General features: G+C 58.8%; 20 protein-coding genes and 3 tRNA genes. 21 read left to right on the top strand and 2 right to left on the bottom strand.

The window, feature by feature from the left end:
• Positions 1–9: 9 nt before the first annotated feature.
• The 4 genes from carA (at position 10) to ACYP2Q_RS19475 (ending at position 5,398) form a co-directional block, all read left to right on the top strand.
• Positions 10–1,146: a glutamine-hydrolyzing carbamoyl-phosphate synthase small subunit gene (gene carA, locus ACYP2Q_RS19490; protein ID WP_459732023.1), complete on the top strand. Its 1,137-nt coding sequence runs from the start codon at positions 10–12 to the stop codon at positions 1,144–1,146.
• A 118-nt stretch (positions 1,147–1,264) separates the two neighbouring features.
• Positions 1,265–4,486, top strand: coding sequence for a carbamoyl-phosphate synthase large subunit (gene carB / locus ACYP2Q_RS19485; protein WP_459732022.1), 3,222 nt, complete (start codon positions 1,265–1,267; stop codon positions 4,484–4,486).
• Positions 4,487–4,488: 2 nt separating this feature from the next.
• Entirely contained in the window at positions 4,489–4,965 is a 477-nt protein-coding gene (gene greA / locus ACYP2Q_RS19480) for a transcription elongation factor GreA (protein ID WP_274074139.1), read from the top strand.
• Between the two features lie 28 nt (positions 4,966–4,993).
• Complete coding sequence (locus tag ACYP2Q_RS19475) at positions 4,994–5,398, top strand: MFS transporter (protein ID WP_459732021.1); 405 nt, start codon at positions 4,994–4,996, stop codon at positions 5,396–5,398.
• Between the two features lie 9 nt (positions 5,399–5,407).
• Here ACYP2Q_RS19475 and ACYP2Q_RS19470 read toward each other — a convergent pair whose 3' ends face one another.
• Entirely contained in the window at positions 5,408–5,716 is a 309-nt protein-coding gene (locus ACYP2Q_RS19470) for a YhbY family RNA-binding protein (protein ID WP_007942889.1), read from the bottom strand.
• 101 nt (positions 5,717–5,817) lie between these two features.
• Here ACYP2Q_RS19470 and rlmE point away from each other — a divergent pair, with 101 nt between their 5' ends.
• The 17 genes from rlmE to ACYP2Q_RS19385 all read left to right on the top strand — a co-directional run bounded on the left by rlmE (position 5,818) and on the right by ACYP2Q_RS19385 (position 21,808).
• Complete coding sequence (gene rlmE, locus ACYP2Q_RS19465) at positions 5,818–6,447, top strand: 23S rRNA (uridine(2552)-2'-O)-methyltransferase RlmE (RefSeq protein WP_110657828.1); 630 nt, start codon at positions 5,818–5,820, stop codon at positions 6,445–6,447.
• 202 nt (positions 6,448–6,649) lie between these two features.
• Positions 6,650–8,560, top strand: coding sequence for an ATP-dependent zinc metalloprotease FtsH (gene ftsH, locus ACYP2Q_RS19460; protein WP_046820620.1), 1,911 nt, complete (start codon positions 6,650–6,652; stop codon positions 8,558–8,560).
• Positions 8,561–8,568: 8 nt separating this feature from the next.
• Positions 8,569–9,420: a dihydropteroate synthase gene (gene folP / locus ACYP2Q_RS19455; RefSeq protein WP_459732020.1), complete on the top strand. Its 852-nt coding sequence runs from the start codon at positions 8,569–8,571 to the stop codon at positions 9,418–9,420.
• 16 nt (positions 9,421–9,436) lie between these two features.
• The gene (gene glmM / locus ACYP2Q_RS19450; protein WP_459732019.1) at positions 9,437–10,774 is read left to right on the top strand and encodes a phosphoglucosamine mutase; all 1,338 of its coding nucleotides are present in this window, start codon (positions 9,437–9,439) and stop codon (positions 10,772–10,774) included.
• Positions 10,775–10,840: 66 nt separating this feature from the next.
• Positions 10,841–11,596 (top strand): triose-phosphate isomerase, encoded by a 756-nt coding sequence (tpiA, locus tag ACYP2Q_RS19445; RefSeq protein ID WP_459732018.1) that lies wholly within the window; start codon positions 10,841–10,843, stop codon positions 11,594–11,596.
• A gap of 4 nt (positions 11,597–11,600) precedes the next feature.
• Positions 11,601–11,984: a preprotein translocase subunit SecG gene (gene secG, locus ACYP2Q_RS19440; RefSeq protein ID WP_017336473.1), complete on the top strand. Its 384-nt coding sequence runs from the start codon at positions 11,601–11,603 to the stop codon at positions 11,982–11,984.
• A gap of 22 nt (positions 11,985–12,006) precedes the next feature.
• Positions 12,007–12,092, top strand: a tRNA-Leu gene (locus ACYP2Q_RS19435).
• Positions 12,093–12,189: 97 nt separating this feature from the next.
• Positions 12,190–12,266: transfer RNA gene (locus ACYP2Q_RS19430), tRNA-Met, on the top strand.
• Positions 12,267–12,404: 138 nt separating this feature from the next.
• A complete protein-coding gene (rimP, locus tag ACYP2Q_RS19425; protein ID WP_007915250.1) occupies positions 12,405–12,863 on the top strand; it encodes a ribosome maturation factor RimP in 459 nt (152 codons plus the stop codon).
• Between the two features lie 59 nt (positions 12,864–12,922).
• Positions 12,923–14,404, top strand: coding sequence for a transcription termination factor NusA (gene nusA / locus ACYP2Q_RS19420; protein ID WP_459732017.1), 1,482 nt, complete (start codon positions 12,923–12,925; stop codon positions 14,402–14,404).
• A 27-nt stretch (positions 14,405–14,431) separates the two neighbouring features.
• Positions 14,432–16,957, top strand: coding sequence for a translation initiation factor IF-2 (gene infB, locus ACYP2Q_RS19415; RefSeq protein WP_459732016.1), 2,526 nt, complete (start codon positions 14,432–14,434; stop codon positions 16,955–16,957).
• 159 nt (positions 16,958–17,116) lie between these two features.
• Positions 17,117–17,518 (top strand): 30S ribosome-binding factor RbfA, encoded by a 402-nt coding sequence (rbfA, locus tag ACYP2Q_RS19410; RefSeq protein WP_008057429.1) that lies wholly within the window; start codon positions 17,117–17,119, stop codon positions 17,516–17,518.
• Positions 17,519–17,521: 3 nt separating this feature from the next.
• Entirely contained in the window at positions 17,522–18,439 is a 918-nt protein-coding gene (gene truB / locus ACYP2Q_RS19405; protein WP_459732015.1) for a tRNA pseudouridine(55) synthase TruB, read from the top strand.
• A gap of 115 nt (positions 18,440–18,554) precedes the next feature.
• Complete coding sequence (gene rpsO, locus ACYP2Q_RS19400; protein WP_046820615.1) at positions 18,555–18,824, top strand: 30S ribosomal protein S15; 270 nt, start codon at positions 18,555–18,557, stop codon at positions 18,822–18,824.
• 209 nt (positions 18,825–19,033) lie between these two features.
• Positions 19,034–21,139: a polyribonucleotide nucleotidyltransferase gene (pnp, locus tag ACYP2Q_RS19395; protein ID WP_007915263.1), complete on the top strand. Its 2,106-nt coding sequence runs from the start codon at positions 19,034–19,036 to the stop codon at positions 21,137–21,139.
• 153 nt (positions 21,140–21,292) lie between these two features.
• A tRNA-Thr gene (locus tag ACYP2Q_RS19390) sits at positions 21,293–21,368 on the top strand.
• Positions 21,369–21,502: 134 nt separating this feature from the next.
• The gene (locus ACYP2Q_RS19385) at positions 21,503–21,808 is read left to right on the top strand and encodes a DUF6388 family protein (RefSeq protein ID WP_459732014.1); all 306 of its coding nucleotides are present in this window, start codon (positions 21,503–21,505) and stop codon (positions 21,806–21,808) included.
• A 51-nt stretch (positions 21,809–21,859) separates the two neighbouring features.
• On the opposite strand, the gene nadC is transcribed toward ACYP2Q_RS19385, so the two are convergent.
• Positions 21,860–22,708: a carboxylating nicotinate-nucleotide diphosphorylase gene (gene nadC, locus ACYP2Q_RS19380; RefSeq protein WP_459732013.1), complete on the bottom strand. Its 849-nt coding sequence runs from the start codon at positions 22,706–22,708 to the stop codon at positions 21,860–21,862.
• Positions 22,709–22,851 lie beyond the last annotated feature (143 nt).

Below are 22,851 nucleotides of genomic sequence, written 5' to 3'. Positions count from 1 at the left end.
GAGGTCTTCTTGACTAAGCCAGCCATACTCGCCCTTGCTGATGGCAGCATTTTTCGCGGCGAAGCCATTGGAGCCGACGGTCAAACCGTTGGTGAGGTGGTGTTCAACACCGCAATGACCGGCTATCAGGAAATCCTTACCGATCCTTCCTACGCCCAACAGATCGTTACCCTGACTTATCCGCACATCGGCAACACCGGCACCACGCCGCAAGACGCCGAGTCCAACCGCGTCTGGTCCGCTGGCCTGGTCATCCGTGACCTGCCTCTGGTTGCGAGCAACTGGCGTAACACGATGTCCCTGTCCGACTACCTGAAGGCCAACAACGTTGTGGCCATCGCCGGTATCGACACCCGCCGCCTGACGCGCATCCTGCGTGAAAAAGGTGCGCAGAACGGTTGCATCATGGCCGGTGACAACATTTCCGAAGAAGCCGCCATCGCCGCTGCCCAGGGCTTCCCTGGCCTCAAAGGCATGGACCTGGCAAAAGTCGTCAGCACCACCGAGAAGTACGAGTGGCGCTCGACGGTCTGGGATCTGAAAACCGACAGCCACGCGACCATCGAAGCTTCCGAGCTGCCGTACCACGTGGTCGCCTACGACTACGGCGTCAAGGTGAACATCCTGCGCATGCTGGTCGAGCGCGGTTGCCGCGTGACAGTAGTGCCTGCCCAGACGCCTGCCGCCGATGTGCTGGCCCTGAAGCCGGACGGCGTGTTCCTGTCCAACGGCCCTGGTGATCCGGAGCCTTGCGACTACGCGATCCAGGCGATCAAGGACGTGCTGGAAACCGAGATCCCGGTATTCGGTATCTGCCTCGGTCACCAGCTGCTGGCCCTGGCCTCCGGCGCCAAGACCCTGAAAATGGGTCACGGCCACCACGGTGCCAACCACCCGGTGCAGGACCTGGACACTGGCGTTGTGATGATCACCAGCCAGAACCACGGTTTCGCGGTAGACGAAGCGACCCTGCCGTCCAACGTTCGCGCGATCCACAAATCGCTGTTCGACGGCACCCTGCAAGGTATCGAGCGTACCGACAAGAGCGCCTTCAGCTTCCAGGGTCACCCGGAAGCCAGCCCTGGCCCGAACGACGTAGCACCCCTGTTCGATCGCTTCATCAACGAGATGGCCAAGCGACGCTGATCGCTCGCCCTGATGTTGCAAAGCCTGAGGGTGGCCCCGACACCGGTGGCCCCCTCGGGTCTTCACAGATTGAACAAGACGGCTTGCCGACTGACCTGCGGATTTGAGTGACAAACCCATGCCAAAACGTACAGACATTAAAAGCATCCTGATTCTCGGCGCTGGCCCGATCGTTATCGGCCAGGCCTGCGAATTCGACTACTCCGGCGCCCAGGCCTGCAAAGCCCTGCGCGAAGAGGGCTACCGCGTCATCCTGGTGAACTCCAACCCGGCCACCATCATGACCGACCCGGCCATGGCCGACGCCACCTACATCGAGCCGATCAAGTGGCAGACCGTTGCCAAGATCATCGAGAAAGAGCGTCCGGACGCGCTGCTGCCAACCATGGGCGGCCAGACTGCACTGAACTGCGCCCTGGACCTGGAGCGCGAAGGCGTTCTGGAGAAGTTCGGCGTAGAAATGATCGGCGCCAACGCCGACACCATCGACAAGGCTGAAGACCGTTCGCGTTTCGACAAGGCGATGAAGTCCATCGGCCTGGCGTGCCCGCGTTCCGGTATCGCCCACAGCATGGAAGAGGCCAACGCGGTCCTCGAGAAGCTGGGCTTCCCGTGCATCATCCGTCCGTCCTTCACCATGGGTGGCACCGGTGGCGGTATCGCTTACAACCGTGAAGAGTTCGAAGAAATCTGCGCCCGCGGTCTGGACCTGTCGCCGACCAAAGAGCTGCTGATCGACGAATCCCTGATCGGCTGGAAAGAATACGAGATGGAGGTTGTCCGTGATAAGAAGGACAACTGCATCATCGTCTGCTCCATCGAAAACTTCGACCCGATGGGCGTGCACACCGGTGACTCGATCACCGTGGCTCCAGCACAGACCCTGACCGACAAGGAATACCAGATCCTGCGTAACGCCTCCCTGGCGGTACTGCGCGAGATCGGCGTGGAAACCGGCGGTTCGAACGTTCAGTTCGGTATCTGCCCGAACACCGGCCGCATGGTCGTGATCGAAATGAACCCGCGCGTATCCCGTTCGTCGGCTCTGGCTTCGAAAGCCACCGGCTTCCCGATCGCCAAGGTCGCGGCCAAGCTGGCTGTGGGCTACACCCTGGACGAGCTGTCGAACGACATCACCGGCGGCAAGACCCCGGCGTCCTTCGAACCGTCCATCGACTACGTTGTGACCAAGCTGCCACGTTTCGCCTTCGAGAAGTTCTCCAAGGCTGACGCGCGCCTGACCACGCAAATGAAGTCGGTTGGTGAAGTCATGGCCATCGGCCGTACCTTCCAGGAATCCCTGCAGAAAGCCCTGCGTGGCCTGGAAGTGGGCGTTTGTGGCCTGGACGAGAAAGTCGACCTGCGCAACCCGGAAAGCATGAGTGTGCTCAAGCGCGAGCTGACTGTGCCGGGCGCCGAGCGTATCTGGTACGTGGCGGATGCCATGCGCGCCGGCATGAGCGTTGAAGACATCTTCGGCATGACCATGATCGATCCGTGGTTCCTGGTGCAGATGGAAGACCTGATCAAGGACGAAGAGAAGGTCAAGACCCTGGGTCTGACCAGCATCGATCGTGACCTGATGTTCCGCCTCAAGCGCAAAGGTTTCTCCGACATGCGCCTGGCCAAGCTGCTGGGAGTGACCGAGAAGGCCCTGCGCGCCCATCGCCACAAGCTGGACATCTTCCCGGTCTACAAGCGCGTCGACACCTGCGCCGCCGAGTTCGCCACCGACACCGCGTACCTCTACTCGACGTACGAAGAAGAGTGCGAAGCCGCGCCGTCAGGCCGCGACAAGATCATGATCCTGGGTGGCGGTCCTAACCGTATCGGCCAGGGCATCGAGTTCGACTACTGCTGCGTACACGCGGCACTGGCCCTGCGCGATGACGGTTATGAGACCATCATGGTCAACTGCAACCCGGAAACTGTTTCCACCGACTACGACACCTCTGATCGCCTGTACTTTGAACCAGTGACCCTGGAAGACGTGCTGGAAATCGTCCGCGTCGAGAAGCCAAAAGGTGTGATCGTCCAGTACGGCGGCCAGACCCCGCTGAAACTGGCGCGTGCCCTGGAAGCCGCTGGCGTGCCGATCATCGGCACCAGCCCTGACGCCATCGACCGTGCCGAAGACCGTGAGCGCTTCCAGCAGATGGTCCAGCGCCTGAACCTGCGTCAGCCGCCAAACGCCACCGTGCGCAGCGAAGACGAAGCGATTCGTGCCGCCGCCAAGATCGGTTACCCGCTGGTGGTGCGTCCGTCCTATGTACTGGGCGGTCGTGCGATGGAAATCGTCTACGAAGAAGAAGAACTCAAGCGCTACCTGCGTGAAGCGGTTCAAGTGTCCAACGACAGCCCGGTGCTGCTGGACCACTTCCTCAACTGCGCCATCGAAATGGACGTGGATGCGGTCTGCGACGGTAAAGACGTCGTCATCGGCGCGATCATGCAGCACATCGAGCAGGCCGGCGTTCACTCCGGTGACTCCGCGTGCTCGCTGCCGCCGTACTCGCTGCCGGCGCACATCCAGGACGAGATGCGCGAACAGGTCAAGAAAATGGCCCTGGAGCTGGGCGTGATCGGCCTTATGAACGTGCAGTTGGCGCTGCAAGGCGACGATATCTACGTCATCGAAGTCAACCCGCGTGCTTCGCGTACCGTGCCGTTCGTGTCCAAGTGCATCGGTGTTTCCCTGGCAATGATCGCGGCTCGCGTGATGGCCGGTAAAACCCTGAAGGAAATCGGCTTCACCAAGGAAATCATCCCGAACTTCTACAGCGTGAAAGAGGCGGTGTTCCCGTTCGCCAAGTTCCCTGGCGTTGACCCGATCCTCGGCCCAGAAATGAAGTCCACCGGTGAAGTGATGGGCGTGGGCGACACCTTCGGTGAAGCGTTCGCCAAGGCCCAGATGGGCGCCAGCGAAGTGCTGCCGACCGGCGGTACTGCGTTCATCAGCGTACGTGATGACGACAAGCCACTGGTTGCGGGCGTGGCCCGTGATCTGATCAACTTGGGTTTCGAAGTGGTCGCCACTGCCGGTACTGCCAAGCTGATCGAAGCTGCAGGCCTGAAAGTGCGTCGCGTGAACAAGGTGACCGAAGGGCGTCCTCACGTAGTCGACATGATCAAGAATGACGAAGTCACCCTGATCATCAACACCACTGAGGGCCGTCAGTCGATCGCTGACTCCTATTCCATTCGTCGCAATGCCCTGCAGCACAAGATTTACTGCACCACGACCATTGCTGCTGGCGAAGCGATCTGCGAAGCGCTGAAGTTCGGTCCCGAGAAGACCGTGCGCCGCTTGCAGGATCTACACGCAGGATTGAAGGCATGAGCATAACCAAGTACCCGATGACCGTTCAGGGCGCTCGCGCTCTGGAAGAAGAACACACTCACCTGACCAAGGTCGTTCGTCCGAAGCTCAGCCAGGACATCGGTACGGCCCGTGAGTTGGGTGACTTGAAGGAAAACGCCGAATACCACGCTGCTCGCGAGCAGCAGGGTATGGTCGAGGCGCGGATTCGTGACATCGAAGGCCGGATTCAGAATCAGGTCATCATCGATGTCACGACCATTCCTCATACCGGCAAAGTGATTTTCGGCACCACCGTTGAAATCGCCAACGTCGAGACGGATGAGCGCGTCACTTACCACATCGTGGGAGAGGACGAGGCAGACTTCAAACTCGGCAAGATTTCGGTGGGCGCACCCCTGGCCCGAGCCTTGATCGGCAAGGAAGAGGGTGATGTGGTTGCCGTGAAAACGCCTAGCGGCGTTATCGAGTACGAGATTGTTGAAGTCCGTCACATCTGAAGGCAGGCGCCCGCTGAATGCGGGCGCCATGCTCTGGCAGCTGGCCCAGATGTTGTGGGTCGGCGGTCTGTGGCTGGTGCATCTCGGTTTGCAGCCGGTGTTGGGCCGAATTGGGCTGGCACCGTTGCTGATCGATGAGATCGCCGGCTTGTTCGAGACCATGGTGGTGATGTTTGCCGCCGTGTGCGTGATCTTTCAGGCTTTGGTGCTGGTACAGGCCAATGGCCTTGCCAGTCTATGGCGGGATTTTCGTGGGCAGGTGTTGCTGATCGCGCTGTGCGCGTGTGCGATGTTTGTCGCCGTGCTTGTCGGCTTGCCTGGTGCGCAGCGCTGGCAGGTGTTCAGCTATATGGTTTTGGGGTTCTCGGGCTTGGTGCTGATCATGCAGCCGGTGCCTGGATGGAGTGGCAGGGTGCGCGAAGCACACCCTTGACCCTTGTCATCACTTGAAGCGATGAACGTTCGACAGCTGCTTGTTGACGCTGAAGTTCTTGCGGTAAATCAGTGCCATCTTGCCGATGACCTGTACCAGATCCGCTTTGCCAACCTTGCACAGCTCGGCAATGGATGCCAGGCGCGATTCGCGATCGAGGATGTTGAGCTTGATCTTGATCAGCTCGTGATCCGCCAATGCGCGTTCGAGTTCGGCTAACACACCTTCAGTCAAACCGTTGTCAGCCACAATCAAAACTGGTTTCAGATGGTGGCCAATGGATTTGTACTGTTTCTTCTGCTCTTGAGTGAGCGGCATAATCTGACCCTTTCGTCTGGATTCTGTAAAATGGCGGCCATTTTACCCGAGGGTTCGTGGATCCGCCCAACTAATCACGACCCTTATCATCGAGGTGCCCAATGGCGCGTTCCAAGACAAGCCTTGAGTGGCTGAAAAGACATGTCAATGATCCCTATGTGAAGCAGGCGCAGAAGGACGGGTACCGCTCGCGTGCGAGTTACAAGCTTCTGGAGATCCAGGAGAAATACAAGCTGATCCGTCCGGGCATGAGCGTTGTCGACCTGGGTGCGGCGCCCGGTGGCTGGTCGCAGGTTACCAGCCGGCTGATCGGTGGTCAGGGCCGCCTGATCGCGTCGGACATCCTGGAAATGGACAGTATTCCGGACGTGACTTTCATCCAGGGTGACTTCACCCAGGACGAAGTGCTCGCTCGGATCCTTGAAGCCGTGGGTAATTCGCAGGTGGACCTTGTGATTTCCGATATGGCCCCCAATATGAGTGGTACGCCTGAAGTGGACATGCCCAAAGCCATGTTCCTGTGCGAGTTGGCACTTGATTTGGCGGAGCGGATACTCAAGCCTGGTGGTAATTTCGTGATCAAGATTTTTCAGGGCGAAGGTTTCGATGTTTACCTGAAGGACGCTCGGAAGAAATTCGACAAGATCCAGATGATCAAGCCGGACTCTTCTCGTGGCAGCTCTCGCGAGCAATACATGCTGGCTTGGGGCTACCGCGGTCGCAGTGAATAAAACGAGGTTTTTTGGCGGGGTGATAGGTTTTTCGTATTTCGCCTCTCGTGCATAAGCGAATATTGTGTAGAAAGTGTTTCACAAAGGGTTACAGACGGCGCCTGCCAGAGTTGTAGGTAATGTAGTAAGTTAGGCCGGTGAATATCATGCGAAGCGCGCGCCAACAGCGGCGCTTGCTTCAGAGGGTAGTTAATTGAACGATATGGCAAAGAATCTGATCCTGTGGTTGATCATCGCGGCTGTCCTGGTGACGGTGATGAACAACTTCTCCAGCCCTAACGAGCCGCAGACCCTCAACTATTCCGACTTCATCCAGCAGGTCAAGGATGGCAAGGTCGAGCGCGTGGCAGTTGATGGCTACGTGATTACCGGCAAGCGCAACGATGGCGACAGCTTCAAGACCATTCGTCCGGCGATCCAGGACAACGGCCTGATCGGCGACCTGGTGGACAACCACGTCGTGGTCGAAGGCAAGCAGCCTGAGCAGCAAAGCATCTGGACCCAACTCCTGGTCGCGAGCTTCCCGATCCTGGTGATCATCGCCGTGTTCATGTTCTTCATGCGCCAGATGCAGGGCGGTGCCGGTGGCAAGGGCGGGCCGATGAGCTTCGGCAAGAGCAAGGCGCGCCTGCTCTCCGAAGACCAGGTCAAAACCACCCTGGCAGACGTTGCCGGTTGCGATGAAGCCAAGGAAGAAGTCGGCGAGCTCGTCGAGTTCCTGCGTGATCCAGGCAAGTTCCAGCGCCTGGGTGGCCGTATTCCCCGCGGTGTGCTGATGGTCGGTCCTCCGGGTACCGGTAAAACCTTGCTGGCCAAGGCGATTGCCGGCGAAGCCAAGGTGCCGTTTTTCACCATTTCCGGTTCCGATTTCGTCGAAATGTTCGTCGGTGTCGGTGCCAGCCGTGTTCGCGATATGTTCGAACAGGCGAAGAAACACGCGCCATGCATCATCTTCATCGATGAAATTGACGCCGTCGGTCGCCACCGTGGTGCCGGCATGGGCGGTGGTCACGATGAGCGCGAGCAGACTCTCAACCAGTTGCTGGTGGAGATGGACGGTTTCGAAATGAACGACGGCATCATCGTGATTGCCGCGACCAACCGTCCTGACGTACTGGACCCTGCGCTGCTGCGTCCGGGCCGTTTCGACCGTCAGGTCGTGGTTGGTCTGCCGGATATCCGTGGTCGCGAACAGATTCTCAAGGTCCACATGCGCAAAGTGCCAATGGGTGACGACGTCGCTCCGGCAGTGATCGCTCGTGGTACCCCTGGCTTCTCCGGTGCCGACCTGGCCAACCTGGTCAACGAGGCGTCGTTGTTCGCTGCCCGGGCCGGCAAGCGCATCGTCGAGATGAAAGAATTCGAACTGGCCAAAGACAAGATCATGATGGGTGCTGAGCGCAAATCCATGGTCATGTCCGAGAAAGAAAAGCAGAACACCGCTTACCACGAAGCTGGCCACGCCATTGTCGGTCGCGTCGTGCCTGAGCATGATCCGGTGTACAAGGTATCGATCATCCCGCGCGGTCGTGCGCTGGGTGTGACCATGTTCCTGCCGGAAGAGGATCGCTACAGCCTGTCCAAGCGCGCGTTGATCAGCCAGATCTGCTCGCTCTACGGTGGCCGTATCGCTGAGGAAATGACCCTGGGCTTCGATGGCGTGACCACCGGTGCATCCAACGACATCATGCGTGCCAGCCAGATTGCGCGGAACATGGTGACCAAGTGGGGCCTTTCCGAGAAGCTCGGTCCGCTGATGTACGCTGAAGAGGAAGGCGAAGTGTTCCTCGGTCGCGGCGGCGGTGGCCAGAATGCAAGTTTCTCCGGTGAGACAGCCAAGCTGATCGACTCCGAAGTGCGCAGCATCATCGACCAGTGCTACGGCACGGCCAAGCAGATTCTAACGGACAACCGTGACAAGCTCGACGCCATGGCCGATGCGCTGATGAAGTATGAAACCATCGATGCCGAGCAGATCGACGACATCATGGCTGGCCGCACCCCTCGCGAGCCTCGCGACTGGTCGGGCGGTACCGGTACATCCGGCACACCTCCGGCGGTGCAGGGCGAACGTCCGGAAACACCTATCGGCGGTCCCGCTGCTGACGTTTAAGGTTTGAAATGACTTCTGTTCAGTCCTCGACCCGGTTGCCTTGCGGCAACCGGGTTCTTGATTTGGCCCAGACGCATGTCATGGGCATTCTCAATGTAACCCCCGATTCTTTCTCCGATGGCGGCAAATTCAGCCAGCTCGATGCGGCGTTGCGCCATGCCGAAGCCATGGTCGCGGCTGGCGCCACATTGATCGATGTCGGCGGCGAGTCCACTCGTCCGGGCGCCAGGGCGGTTACTCCGCTTGAGGAGCTTGAGCGGGTAGCGCCGATCGTAGAGCGGATTAACCGTGAGCTGGATGTGATCATCTCGGTTGATACCTCCACGCCCGCGGTCATGCGCGAAACAGCGCGACTGGGTGCCGGCCTGATCAATGACGTGCGTTCGTTGCGCCGCGAGGGCGCGCTGGATGCAGCGGCGGCCACCGGCTTGCCCGTGTGCCTGATGCATATGCTCGGTGAGCCGGGTGACATGCAGGACAATCCGCACTACCAGGACGTCACCCAAGAGGTGGGCGAGTTTCTGGCCGACCGCATGGCTCAGTGCGCAGCGGTAGGCATTCCGGCTGAGCGGATCATCCTTGATCCGGGTTTTGGCTTCGCGAAAAACCTGCAGCACAATCTAAGCTTGTTCAAGCACATGGAAGCCTTGCATGCCTTGGGGCGCCCGCTGTTGGTTGGGGTGTCGCGCAAGAGCATGATCGGTCAAGCGTTGAATCGCCCCGTCGGGGAGCGCCTGTACGGCGGTCTTGCCCTCGCGGCGCTGGCATCGCACAAGGGTGCGCGTATATTGCGTGTCCATGACGTGGCTGAAACAGTTGATGTGGTGAAAATGATCGCCGCAGTGGACTCAGCCGAATAAGAAAGATGGAGTACTTATGACTAAGAAATATTTCGGCACCGACGGTATTCGTGGTCGGGTCGGCGTTTATCCGATCACTCCTGACTTCATGCTCAAGCTGGGCTGGGCTGCCGGCATGGCGTTCCGCAAGATGGGTGCGTGCAAGGTGTTGGTCGGCAAAGATACGCGGATTTCCGGGTACATGTTCGAATCGGCACTCGAGGCCGGGCTGACGTCGGCGGGTGCCGACGTAATGCTCTTGGGCCCGATGCCGACGCCGGCCATCGCATACCTGACGCGTACATTTCATGCTGAAGCCGGCATCGTGATCAGTGCTTCGCACAATCCCCATGACGACAATGGCATCAAGTTCTTCTCCGGGAAGGGCACAAAACTTCCCGATGAAATCGAGCACATGATCGAAGAGCTGCTCGATACCCCGATGACCGTGGTTGAGTCGAGCAAGATCGGCAAGGTCTCGCGAATCAACGACGCCTCTGGTCGTTACATCGAATTCTGCAAGAGCAGCGTGCCGACCGGCACCAGCTTCTCCGGCCTGAAAATCGTCATCGACTGCGCCCACGGTGCCACGTACAAGGTGGCGCCCAGCGTGTTCCGCGAACTGGGTGCCGAGGTCGTGGTCCTGTCCGCGCATCCCAATGGCCTGAATATCAACGACAACTGCGGTTCGACCCACATGGGCCAGCTGCAGGCGGCCGTGCTGGCCGAGCACGCCGACCTGGGTATCGCCTTCGACGGTGATGGCGATCGCGTGCTGATGGTCGACCACACCGGTGCCATCGTCGATGGCGACGAACTGCTGTACATCATTGCTCGCGATCTGCATGAGCAGAACAAGCTGCAAGGCGGTGTGGTCGGTACATTGATGAGTAACCTGGGGCTTGAGCTCGCCCTGGCGGACCTGGCGATACCCTTTGTGCGCGCCAACGTCGGTGACCGTTATGTGATCGCTGATCTGCTGGAGCGCAACTGGCTGGTGGGTGGCGAGAACTCGGGGCATATCGTTTGCTTCAATCACACCACCACCGGTGACGCGATCATCGCCGCGCTGCAAGTACTGATGGCGCTGAAGACTCGCTCCCAGAGCCTGGCAGAGGCTCGCCAGGCATTGCGCAAGTGCCCGCAAGTGTTGATCAACGTGCGTTTCGGTGGCGGTGCAAACCCGCTCGAGCATGCGTCGGTCAAGGAGGCCAGCGAGCGTGTCACCCAGGCCATGGCGGGTCGCGGGCGTGTGCTGTTGCGCAAGTCCGGTACCGAGCCGCTGGTGCGTGTCATGGTCGAAGGCGAAGACGAAACCCTGGTTCGCGGCTACGCCGAAGAGCTGGCAAAACTTGTTACTGAAGTTTCTGCCTGAATTCGGCTTGCCAGCCTCGATTGTGTTGGGTAACATCTGCGCCCACTTTGACCGACGAGGTACAGCATGCGTCGCCCTATGGTAGCTGGTAACTGGAAGATGCACGGTACCCGCGCCAGCGTCGCTGAGCTGATCAACGGCCTACGTGAGTTGGCCTTGCCGAGCGGTGTTGATGTTGCGGTATTCCCGCCTTTGTTGCATGTCAGCCAAGTGGTTGATGGTCTGAAAGGAAAGTCGATTTCGGTCGGCGCGCAGAACTCTGCGGTGGAATCCGGGCAAGGTGCACTGACCGGCGAGGTCTCGCCAAGTCAGTTGGTGGATGCAGGTTGTTCCCTGGTGCTTGTCGGGCACTCCGAACGCCGCCAGATAATGGGCGAGCAGGACGAAGTGCTGATTCGCAAGTTTGCAGCGGCACAGGCTAGCGGCCTGGTTCCAGTGTTGTGCATAGGGGAGACCCTGGAGCAGCGCGAGGCCGGGAAGACCCTTGAGGTTGTCTCGCAGCAGCTGGGCAGCATCATCGACGAGTTGGGTGTCGGTGTGTTTGCAAAGGCAGTAATTGCTTACGAGCCGGTCTGGGCCATTGGCACCGGGCTGACTGCTTCACCGCAACAGGCGCAGGATGTGCACGCAGCCATTCGCGCACAGTTGGCGGCAGAGAATTCTGAAGTCGCACAAGGTGTGCGACTTCTATACGGCGGCAGCGTGAAGGCGGCCAATGCGGTCGAACTGTTCGGCATGCCGGATATCGATGGGGGCCTCATTGGTGGGGCTTCCCTGAATGCAGATGAGTTCGGTGCGATTTGTCGCGCCGCGGGAAACTGAAAAAATGCTGGAAACAGTCGTAGTCGTTTTTCATCTGCTGGGTGCATTGGGCGTAGTAGCTCTGGTTTTGCTGCAGCAGGGTAAAGGTGCGGACGCTGGCGCGTCTTTCGGAGCAGGTGCTTCAAATACTGTGTTCGGAAGCCAAGGTTCCTCTACCTTTCTTAGTAAGTTTACTGCTATACTTGCCGCAGGTTTCTTCATAACCAGCTTAGGGTTAGGTTACTTTGCTAAAGAGAAAGCTCACCAGCTGACTCAAGTAGGTTTGCCAAACCCGGCAGTGTTGGAAGTTCCAAAGCAACAACCGGCTTCTGACGATGTCCCGGTGCTTCAAGAGCAAAAGTCGGCTACTCCAGCGACTGACGTGCCTCCAGCTCAAGAGCAGAAGTAAGAAGGGTTTCAAACGTAGTATTGCCGAGGTGGTGGAATTGGTAGACACGCAACCTTGAGGTGGTTGTGCCCATAGGGTGTAGGGGTTCGAGTCCCCTTCTCGGTACCAATTAGTCAGGAGAGCCCGCTGTTGCGGGCTTTCTTGCAGGTGGAAGGTTACATTGACCCTGTAGGGGATCGGTCGTATACTTCCGCCCCAGCTTTGTCGCGGGGTGGAGCAGTCTGGTAGCTCGTCGGGCTCATAACCCGAAGGTCGTCGGTTCAAATCCGGCCCCCGCAACCAGTTTAAGGAGCCCCTTTTAAGGGGCTTTTTGTTAGCTGGACACTTCCAGCGCCGCTGTTCGACGGCGTTTCAAGGATGGGCGTTTCGCCCATTTTTTTATTTTGCATAGCATGCACATACATGCACGAGGGGGTTCAGGTGTCGAGCAAGCTAGAAGAGTTGCAGGCCTTGCTGGCCCCGGTGGTCGTGGCCCTAGGCTATGAATGCTGGGGTATCGAGTTTTCGGCTCAGGGTCGTCACTCGATGTTGCGCGTTTATATTGATAAAGAGGGCGGTGTGCTGGTGGACGATTGTGCCATCGTCAGCCGTCAGATCAGCGGTGTGCTGGATGTTGAAGATCCAATCTCCGTTGAATACACCCTCGAAGTTTCCTCGCCAGGCATGGAACGCCCGCTGTTCACTCTTGAGCAGTTTGCAAAATTTGCCGGTGAACAAGTGAAGATCAAGCTGCGCTCGCCTTTTGAAGGACGACGCAACTTTCAGGGCCTTCTGCGCGGTGTAGAAGAGCAGGACGTCGTGGTGCAGGTAGATGACCATGAGTTCCTGTTGCCGATCGATATGATCGACAAGGCCAACATTATTCCCAGTTTTGACTGAGGCGTGCCAGATACTGCGGATCCCGCGGATCCAATGGCTTGCGAAAGGCGAGGCGTACGATGAGCAAAGAAGTACTGCTGGTTGTTGAGTCGGTATCCAATGAAAAGGGCGTACCGGCTAACGTAATTTTTGAAGCGCTGGAGCTCGCTCTGGCCACGGCTACCAAAAAGCGTTTCGAGGACGAAGTCGATCTGCGTGTGGAAATCAACCGCCACACCGGTGCTTACGAAACCTTCCGTCGCTGGACGGTCGTCGAAGAAGCAGACCTGGACGATCCGGCCATCGAAACCTGGCCGAGCAAGGTTGCTGAAACGCACCCTGGCGCCAAGGTCGGTGACGTTGTCGAAGAGAAGATCGAGTCCATCGAATTCGGCCGTATCGCTGCACAGACTGCCAAGCAAGTCATCGTGCAGAAGGTTCGCGAAGCCGAGCGCGCCCAGGTTGTTGACGCTTACCGCGAGCGCCTGGGTGAAATCATCTCCGGCACCGTGAAAAAAGTCACCCGCGACAACGTGATCGTCGACCTGGGTAACAACGCCGAGGCGTTGCTGGCCCGTGAAGACATCATTTCTCGCGAAACTTTCCGGGTTGGCGTGCGCTTGCGTGCGCTGCTCAAGGAAATCCGCACCGAGAACCGCGGCCCGCAGTTGATCCTGTCGCGTACCGCGCCGGAAATGCTGATCGAGTTGTTCCGCATCGAAGTGCCGGAAATTGCCGAAGGCCTGATCGAAGTAATGGCTGCGTCCCGTGATCCGGGTTCGCGCGCCAAGATCGCCGTGCGCTCCAAGGACAAACGCATCGACCCGCAGGGCGCTTGCATTGGTATGCGCGGTTCGCGCGTCCAGGCAGTGTCGGGCGAGTTGGGCGGTGAGCGTGTGGACATCGTCCTGTGGGACGATAACCCGGCTCAGTTCGTGATCAACGCCATGTCCCCGGCTGAGGTTGCGGCAATTATCGTTGACGAAGATGCCCATGCAATGGACATCGCCGTCGGCGCAGACAATTTGGCTCAGGCCATCGGTCGTGGTGGTCAGAACGTGCGTCTGGCCAGCCAGTTGACTGGCTGGACCCTGAACGTGATGACCGAATCGGACATCCAGGCTAAACAGCAAGCAGAAACCGGCGACATCCTGCGCAACTTCCTCGACGAGCTGGAAGTCGACGAAGAGCTGGCACAGGTGCTGGTCGATGAAGGCTTCACCAGCCTGGAAGAGATTGCCTACGTACCGTTGGAAGAAATGCTCAACATCGACGGCTTTGACGAAGAAATCGTCAACGAGCTTCGCGCTCGTGCCAAGGATCGTTTGTTGACCAAAGCCATCGCTACTGAGGAAAAGCTGGCAGACGCCCATCCGGCCGAAGACCTGCTCTCGCTTGAGGGTATGGACAAGGATTTGGCGATGGAACTGGCGGTGCGCGGCGTAATTACCCGCGAAGACCTGGCCGAGCAGTCTATTGACGACCTGCTCGACATCGACGGCATTGACGATGATCGTGCCGGCAAGTTGATCATGGCCGCCCGAGCCCACTGGTTCGAGTAATTAGGCGCGGCCTGAGGAGAGAAGTGCATGACGCAAGTCACGGTGAAACAACTGGCCGATGAGGTCAAAACACCGGTAGAGCGCCTGTTGCAGCAGATGCGTGAGGCAGGTCTGCCGCACACCGCCGCCGAAGAAAGTGTGACTGACAGTGAGAAGCAATCGTTGCTGACTCACTTGAAAAGCAGCCACAAGGCGAAAGTGGAAGAACCACGCAAGATTACGCTGCAGCGTAAAACCACCAGCACCCTGCGTGTTGCTGGCAGCAAAAGCATCAGCGTTGAAGTACGCAAGAAGAAAGTCTTCGTACAGCGCAGCCCGGAAGAAATCGAAGCCGAGCGCAAGCGTGAACTGGATGAACGTCGCGCAGTAGAAAATGCTGCACGTCAGAAGGCTGAAGAAGAAGCCAAGCGTCGCGCCGAAGAAGAAGCGCGTCGCCAGCCTGCAGCTGCGCCGACCGCTCCAGCCCAACCCGTTGCAGCGCCAGCTGCGGTGGCCGAGCCCGTGCGCGAAAGCGCACCGGTCGTGGCAGCCGCTCCGGCACCTGCGGCCGATACCCGCAAGCGCGACGAGCAGCGTCGTCCGGACAAACCACGTGCCGACGACAGCAACCGTCGCGGTAGTGGCGATGGCGAGCGCAAAAACGCTCCGCATCGTGCTTCGGTCAAGGAAAAGGCGCCGGCGCCACGTGTTGCCCCGCGTACTACCGACGAAGAAAGCGATGGCTTCCGTCGTGGTGGTCGCGGCAAGGCCAAGCTGAAGAAGCGCAACGCCCACGGTTTCCAGAGCCCAACCGGCCCTGTCGTGCGCGAAGTGAAGATCGGCGAAACCATCACTGTTGGCGATCTCGCCCAGCAGATGTCGGTGAAGGCTGCTGAAATCATCAAGTTCATGTTCAAACTGGGAACTCCAGCGACCATCAACCAGGTACTGGACCAGGAAACTGCCCAGCTGGTTGCCGAAGAGCTGGGCCACAAAGTGACCCTGGTCAGCGACACCGCCCTGGAAGATTCCCTGGCCGAGTCCCTGAAGTTTGAAGGTGAGGCCGTTTCCCGTGCACCAGTCGTGACTGTAATGGGCCACGTTGACCACGGTAAGACTTCCCTGCTCGACTACATCCGTCGTGCCAAGGTAGCTGCTGGCGAAGCCGGCGGTATCACCCAGCACATCGGTGCTTATCACGTTGAAACCGACCGTGGCATGGTGACGTTCCTCGACACCCCTGGTCACGCCGCGTTTACCGCAATGCGTGCCCGTGGTGCCAAGGCGACCGACATCGTGATCCTGGTGGTTGCAGCGGACGACGGCGTGATGCCGCAGACCATCGAAGCTGTTCAGCATGCCAAGGCTGCTGGCGTTCCGCTGGTTGTCGCTGTGAACAAGATCGACAAGCCAGGTGCTGACCTCGATCGCATCCGTAGCGAACTGTCGGTACACGGCGTGACCTCGGAAGAGTGGGGTGGTGACACTCCGTTCGTACCGGTTTCGGCGAAGATGGGTACTGGCGTCGACGAACTGCTCGAAGCCGTTCTGTTGCAAGCCGAAGTCCTGGAACTGACCGCTACCCCATCGGCTCCTGGCCGTGGTGTCGTGGTTGAGTCCCGCCTGGACAAGGGCCGTGGCCCGGTGGCTACCGTTCTGGTTCAAGACGGTACCCTGCGTCAAGGCGACATGGTCCTGGTCGGTTCGAACTACGGCCGTGTACGTGCCATGCTCGACGAGAACGGCAAGCCAATCAAGGAAGCCGGTCCGGCCATCCCTGTCGAGATCCTCGGCCTGGACGGTACCCCGGACGCTGGCGACGAGATGAGCGTGGTTGCCGACGAGAAGAAAGCCCGTGAAGTGGCTCTGTTCCGTCAAGGCAAGTTCCGCGAAGTCAAGCTGGCCCGTGCTCACGCCGGCAAGCTGGAAAACATCTTCGAAAACATGGGTCAGGAAGAGAAGAAGACGCTCAACATCGTCCTCAAATCCGACGTCCGTGGTTCGCTGGAAGCGTTGAACGGTGCCTTGAACGGCCTGGGTAACGACGAAGTGCAAGTGCGTGTGGTCGGTGGCGGTGTCGGTGGTATCACCGAATCCGACGCCAACCTGGCACTGGCCTCCAACGCTGTACTGTTTGGCTTCAACGTGCGTGCCGATGCTGGCGCGCGCAAGATCGTCGAGCAGGAAGGTCTGGATATGCGTTACTACAACGTGATCTACGACATCATCGAAGACGTCAAGAAAGCCCTGACCGGCATGCTCGGCAGCGACGTTCGCGAGAACATCCTGGGCATCGCCGAAGTGCGTGACGTGTTCCGTTCGCCGAAGTTTGGCGCGATCGCCGGTTGCATGGTGATCGAAGGTGTCGTTCACCGTAACCGTCCAATCCGTGTACTGCGTGAAGACATCGTTATCTTCGAAGGCGAGCTGGAATCCCTGCGCCGCTTCAAGGATGACGCTTCCGAAGTACGTGCCGGCATGGAATGCGGTATCGGCGTTAAGAGCTACAACGACGTCAAGGTCGGTGACAAGATCGAAGTCTTCGAGAAGGTTCAGGTTGCTCGCAGCCTCTAACTCGCGCACTTCAAGAGCCGTGATGGCCAGCCGCATGCAATTGCGCGGCGCATCGCCCGGACTCTAAACGCAACGCCCGGTCTGGCTTTTGTCAGGCCGGGCGTTTGCCGCTTTCAGACCACACGGGTTCCACCGTGGGGCAGTAACAGGTAACAAGACATGGCAAAAGAATACAGCCGTACCCAACGTATCGGCGATCAGATGCAGCGCGAGCTGGCACAACTGATCCGTCGTGAAGTCAAAGACCCGCGCGTCGGCCTGGTCACCATTACCGCTGTGGAAGTCAGCCGTGACGTCGGTCACGCGAAGATCTTCATCACCGTGATGGGCCAGGACAGCCACGAAGACATCGCGCAAAGCATCAAGGTGCTCAACTCCGCCGCCGGTTTCCTGCGCATGCAGCTGGCTCGCGAGATGAAGCTGCGCAGCGTTCCACAGTTGCACTTCCACTACGATGAAAGCGTCGTGCGCGGTGCGCATCTGTCGGCCTTGATCGAGCGCGCAGTGGCTGAAGACAACCAGCACTCGGTTGCGGCACAAGCCGAAGACACCAAGGAGTAATCGGTGGCTCAGGTCAAACGTATCCGTCGTAACGTCAGTGGCATCATCCTGCTCGACAAACCGCTGGGGTTCACCTCCAACGCCGCCTTGCAGAAGGTCCGCTGGTTGCTCAACGCCGAGAAGGCCGGGCACACCGGCAGTCTCGATCCGCTGGCCACTGGCGTGTTGCCGCTGTGCTTTGGTGAGGCCACCAAGTTCTCGCAGTACCTGCTCGATTCCGACAAGGGTTACGAAACCCTGGCGCAGCTGGGCAAGACCACCACCACGGCCGATGCCGAGGGTGAGGTTTTGCAGGAGCGCCCGGTAACCGTTGGTCAGGCCGATGTCGAAGCGGTATTGCCGCAATTTCGTGGGCAAATCAGTCAGATACCGCCGATGTACTCGGCCCTCAAGCGTGATGGGCAGCCCTTGTACAAGCTGGCCCGTGCAGGTGAAGTAGTGGAGCGCGAAGCGCGTTCTGTTACTATTACGCGCTTGGAATTGCTGGCCTTCGAAGGTGATACTGCGCGGCTTGCGGTGGATTGCACCAAAGGCACCTATATCCGCACCCTGGTGGAGGATATCGGTGAGCAACTCGGTTGTGGCGCTTACGTTGCAGAATTGCGACGTACCCAGGCCGGGCCTTTCACCCTGGCGCAGACCGTTACCCTCGAAGAGCTGGAAGCGGTACATGCCGAAGGCGGCAACGAGGCGGTCGACCGCTTCCTGATGCCATCGGACAGCGGCCTGCTGGATTGGCCACTGTTGCAGTTCTCGGAAGCGAGTGCGTTCTACTGGCTCAACGGCCAGCCGGTTCGCGCCCCGGATGCCCCGAAGTTCGGCATGGTACGGGTACAGGATCACAATGGTCGCTTCATCGGTATCGGTGAAGTGAGCGAAGACGGGCGCATCGCGCCGCGTCGACTGATTCGGTCAGAATGACCGAACGAGTGTGGCTGTTAGCAGGCACGGTCACTACTCATTTTTAGATACAGGGATTTGTCCCTGGCCTGTTGAAACTGTTTTTGAAACAGTTTCCTGATAAAAGGATTGCCACATGGCTCTCGACGTTCAAGAAAAAGCTCAAATCGTAGCTGACTACCAGCAAGCTGTTGGTGACACTGGTTCGCCAGAAGTGCAAGTTGCACTGCTGACCGCCAACATCAACAAACTGCAAGGTCACTTCAAGGCCAACGGTAAAGACCACCACTCCCGTCGTGGTCTGATCCGCATGGTTAACCAGCGTCGTAAGCTGCTGGACTACCTGAAAGGCAAAGACGTGAGCCGTTACAGCGCTCTGATCGGTCGCCTGGGTCTGCGTCGCTAATAAGCGATTGCGCTAGAGGTTGGTTGTTTGTCGTGCATCAGCGGATTTGCGCCGGTGCATGGCAGGCTCCCAGCCTCAAGTTTTATCTGGATATCCGTTTTGCCTGTGTGAGAACACCCAGGACAACCTTTCGGGCCGATTCCCGGCGTTGCCCAAGAATTTCGCAAGAACCCAGTTTCCCCAAGAGCCACAAAAGAAGGTAGGACACCGTGAACCCGGTAATCAAAAAGTTCCAGTTCGGTCAGTCGACCGTCACCCTCGAGACTGGCCGTATCGCCCGTCAGGCCTCCGGCGCAGTATTGGTCACCGTTGACGACGACGTCAGCGTATTGGTGACCGTCGTTGGTGCCAAGCAAGCCGATCCAGGCAAGGGTTTCTTCCCTCTGTCTGTTCACTACCAGGAAAAGACTTACGCTGCCGGTAAGATCCCTGGCGGTTTCTTCAAGCGCGAAGGCCGTCCTTCCGAGAAAGAAACCCTGACTTCCCGACTGATCGACCGTCCGATCCGTCCGCTGTTCCCTGAAGGCTTCATGAACGAAGTGCAGGTTGTCTGCACCGTCGTGTCCACCAGCAAGAAGACCGATCCGGACATCGCTGCGATGATCGGTACCTCGGCTGCCCTGGCGATCTCCGGCATTCCGTTCGATGGCCCGATCGGCGCAGCCCGCGTTGCTTTCCACGAAAGCACCGGCTACCTGCTGAACCCGACTTACGAGCAGCAAGCTGCTTCGAGCCTGGACATGGTCGTTGCCGGTACTTCGGACGCCGTGCTGATGGTTGAATCGGAAGCCAAAGAGCTGACCGAAGACCAGATGCTGGGTGCGGTACTGTTTGCTCACGACGAATTCCAGGTTGTGATCAACGCCGTTAAAGAACTGGCCGCTGAAGCTGCCAAGCCAACCTGGACCTGGGCTCCTGCGCCAGAAGCCACCGAGCTGCTGGGCGCTATCCGTGCCGAGTTCGGCGAAGCGATTTCCCAGGCCTACACCATCACCGTCAAGGCCGACCGTTACGCTCGCCTGGGCGAGTTGAAGGACCAGGTCGTTGCCAAGCTGTCCGGTGAAGAAGGCCAGCCTTCCTCCAGCGAAGTCAAAGCGGCTTTCGGCGAAATCGAATACCGCACCGTTCGCGAAAACATCGTAAACGGCAAGCCACGTATCGACGGTCGCGACACCAAGACTGTACGTCCGTTGAACATCGAAGTCGGTGTTCTGCCAAAGACCCACGGTTCGGCACTGTTCACCCGTGGCGAAACCCAGGCACTGGTAGTCGCGACCCTGGGCACCGCCCGTGACGCGCAACTGCTGGACACCCTGGAAGGCGAGAAAAAAGACCCGTTCATGCTGCACTACAACTTCCCTCCGTTCTCGGTGGGCGAGTGTGGTCGCATGGGTGGCGCTGGTCGTCGCGAAATCGGCCACGGCCGTCTGGCCCGTCGTTCGGTCTCGGCCATGCTGCCTGCCGCTGACGTGTTCCCGTACACTATCCGTGTTGTGTCGGAAATCACCGAATCCAACGGTTCGAGCTCGATGGCTTCCGTTTGCGGCGCTTCCCTGGCCCTGATGGACGCTGGTGTGCCGATGAAGGCGCCGGTTGCCGGTATCGCCATGGGTCTGGTTAAAGAAGGCGAGAAATTCGCCGTCCTGACCGACATCCTGGGTGACGAAGACCACCTGGGCGACATGGACTTCAAGGTAGCCGGTACCGCCAAAGGCGTCACCGCGCTGCAGATGGACATCAAGATCAAGGGCATCACCGAAGAGATCATGGAGATCGCTCTGGGCCAAGCCCTGGAAGCGCGCCTGAACATCCTCGGCCAGATGAACCAGATCATTGGCCAGTCGCGTACCGAACTGTCGGCCAACGCTCCGACCATGATCGCGATGAAAATCGACACCGACAAGATCCGTGACGTCATCGGTAAAGGCGGCGCGACCATTCGTGCGATCTGTGAAGAGACCAAGGCTTCGATCGACATCGAAGACGACGGCTCGATCAAGATCTTTGGCGAAACCAAGGAAGCTGCAGAGGCTGCACGTCAGCGCGTCCTGGGTATCACCGCTGAAGCCGAGATCGGCAAGATCTACGTTGGTAAGGTTGAGCGCATCGTCGACTTCGGCGCATTCGTCAACATCCTGCCTGGCAAGGACGGTCTGGTTCACATCTCCATGCTGAGCGATGCTCGCGTTGAGAAAGTGACCGACATCCTGAAAGAAGGTCAGGAAGTGGAAGTGCTGGTACTGGACGTGGACAACCGCGGCCGTATCAAGCTGTCCATCAAGGACGTAGCAGCAGCGAAGGCTTCGGGCGTTTAATCACTCCCCGAGTCTGATCAATGCCCCGCCGTGAAAACGGCGGGGCATTTTTTTTGCGCGCAGAAACATCAGCGGATCGCCGGCTGCAATCTTTTGATTTTAACGGTGTTCGAAGTTGCCTGACTCAATGGTCAGTGCTAGGTTTAGCCCACCGCCCGTGTAGCTCAGCCGGTAGAGCAGCGCACTCGTAACGCGAAGGTCGCAGGTTCGATTCCTGTCTCGGGCACCAGCGACACGTTGTTTTCAGATGATCCCGAATGGTTCTGAAGGCCAGAAAAGCCGGGCTTCAAGCGGTTTTTTTGCGTCAGAGAGATCCTTGATGATCCAGATCCATCTTCCATTCCCCCGATCAAAGAGAACGCCATGACCGTTAAAGAGATGTCCCAGGAAGCAAGGCACGAAGAAGCGCTCAAGAAATACGTGCTGGATGCGCCAGAATTGATGGAAGAGATCAAGGACTTGAGTCCGGATGATCAGAAAGACCAGATCCAGTGGGCATTCGAGGACGAGGCTGAGGCCCAGGGTTTGCAGCCGTGGGAGTTGAGCCTCAAGTACACCTCCACCCCGGAAGAGTTCGAAGCCGCCCGTTTGGTATTGCATAAAGAGGCTGCCGAGGTCTTGGGCGTCGAGTGGGAAGAGTACTGCGAGATGAACAATCTGGTGGTCTGACAAAAACGCCGGCCTTCATGAGGCCGGCGTTTTTCATTCAACGACGCGTGATCAGAGGCTCAGTCGCATCGACAAATCCACAGCCCTCACATCCTTGGTCATCGCCCCAATCGAAATGTAATCCACCCCGGTTTCGGCAATCGGCAGCAAGGTGCTTTCGTTGATCCCGCCGCTGGCCTCCAGCTTTGCCTTGCCGTCGTTCAGGCGCACGGCTTCGCGCATGTCATCCAGGCTCAGTTCGTCGAGCATGATGATGTCGGCCCCGGCCGCCAGGGCTTCCTTGAGTTCATCCAGGCTTTCCACTTCGACCTCTACCGGCTTGCCCGGTGCAATCTTGTGTGCGGCGGCTATGGCCTGGGGGATGCCTCCGCTGGCGGCGATGTGGTTTTCCTTGATCAGGAAGGCGTCATACAGGCCGATGCGGTGGTTGTGGCAACCGCCGCAGGTCACGGCGTATTTCTGCGCCAGGCGCAGCCCCGGCAGTGTCTTGCGGGTGTCGAGCAGTTTCACCTGGGTTTGGGCAACGAAGTCTGCCAACTGCTGCGCGCGAGTGGCGACGCCAGAGAGCATTTGCAGGAAGTTCAGCGCGCTACGTTCGCCCGTCAGCAGCGAGCGGGCTGGCCCTTCGAGGTGGAACAGCACCTGATTGGGTTTGACGCGTTCGCCATCGGCAACCTGCCAATGCACCGCAACCCGAGGGTCCAGCTGCCGAAACACGGTATCCACCCAGGCAGTGCCACAGATGACGGCAGCGTCGCGGGTAATGATGGTGGCTTTGGCCAGGCGTTCGGCCGGGATCAGCTGCGCGGTGATGTCGCCGCTGCCGATGTCTTCGAGCAACGCGCGGCGCACGTTGGCTTCGATTTCGGCGTTCAAATCGGCGAGACGTAGATTCGGCATAAGGCACTCCACAAACAAAGTGTTCCGATTATAGGGCTATGCTACTGGGCAACCCAAGGCATCCGCATTGTTCCCACCGATCTGAAGCCTGCATTTGGTCGATTCCGTGGGTGATCGACCTGCACAGTTCGCGCCGGGCTGGC

It is taken from the genome of Pseudomonas sp. MHK4 (assembly GCF_054600775.1).
Note: the sequence above shows the minus strand (reverse complement) of the source record. Positions and strands in the feature narration are given on the sequence as shown.

What these genes read in the sequence shown, in the direction of transcription:
- infB (WP_459732016.1), top strand. Translation starts at nt 14,432, where the DNA reads ATGACGCAAGTCACGGTGAAACAACTGGCCGATGAGGTCAAAACACCG.
- rbfA (WP_008057429.1), top strand. Translation starts at nt 17,117, where the DNA reads ATGGCAAAAGAATACAGCCGTACCCAACGTATCGGCGATCAGATGCAG.
- secG (WP_017336473.1), top strand. Translation starts at nt 11,601, where the DNA reads ATGCTGGAAACAGTCGTAGTCGTTTTTCATCTGCTGGGTGCATTGGGC.
- rlmE (WP_110657828.1), top strand. Translation starts at nt 5,818, where the DNA reads ATGGCGCGTTCCAAGACAAGCCTTGAGTGGCTGAAAAGACATGTCAAT.
- tpiA (WP_459732018.1), top strand. Translation starts at nt 10,841, where the DNA reads ATGCGTCGCCCTATGGTAGCTGGTAACTGGAAGATGCACGGTACCCGC.
- ACYP2Q_RS19470 (WP_007942889.1), bottom strand. Translation starts at nt 5,716, where the DNA reads ATGCCGCTCACTCAAGAGCAGAAGAAACAGTACAAATCCATTGGCCAC.
- ftsH (WP_046820620.1), top strand. Translation starts at nt 6,650, where the DNA reads ATGGCAAAGAATCTGATCCTGTGGTTGATCATCGCGGCTGTCCTGGTG.
- glmM (WP_459732019.1), top strand. Translation starts at nt 9,437, where the DNA reads ATGACTAAGAAATATTTCGGCACCGACGGTATTCGTGGTCGGGTCGGC.
- ACYP2Q_RS19385 (WP_459732014.1), top strand. Translation starts at nt 21,503, where the DNA reads ATGACCGTTAAAGAGATGTCCCAGGAAGCAAGGCACGAAGAAGCGCTC.
- nusA (WP_459732017.1), top strand. Translation starts at nt 12,923, where the DNA reads ATGAGCAAAGAAGTACTGCTGGTTGTTGAGTCGGTATCCAATGAAAAG.
- nadC (WP_459732013.1), bottom strand. Translation starts at nt 22,708, where the DNA reads ATGCCGAATCTACGTCTCGCCGATTTGAACGCCGAAATCGAAGCCAAC.
- folP (WP_459732020.1), top strand. Translation starts at nt 8,569, where the DNA reads ATGACTTCTGTTCAGTCCTCGACCCGGTTGCCTTGCGGCAACCGGGTT.
- carB (WP_459732022.1), top strand. Translation starts at nt 1,265, where the DNA reads ATGCCAAAACGTACAGACATTAAAAGCATCCTGATTCTCGGCGCTGGC.
- rpsO (WP_046820615.1), top strand. Translation starts at nt 18,555, where the DNA reads ATGGCTCTCGACGTTCAAGAAAAAGCTCAAATCGTAGCTGACTACCAG.
- ACYP2Q_RS19475 (WP_459732021.1), top strand. Translation starts at nt 4,994, where the DNA reads ATGCTCTGGCAGCTGGCCCAGATGTTGTGGGTCGGCGGTCTGTGGCTG.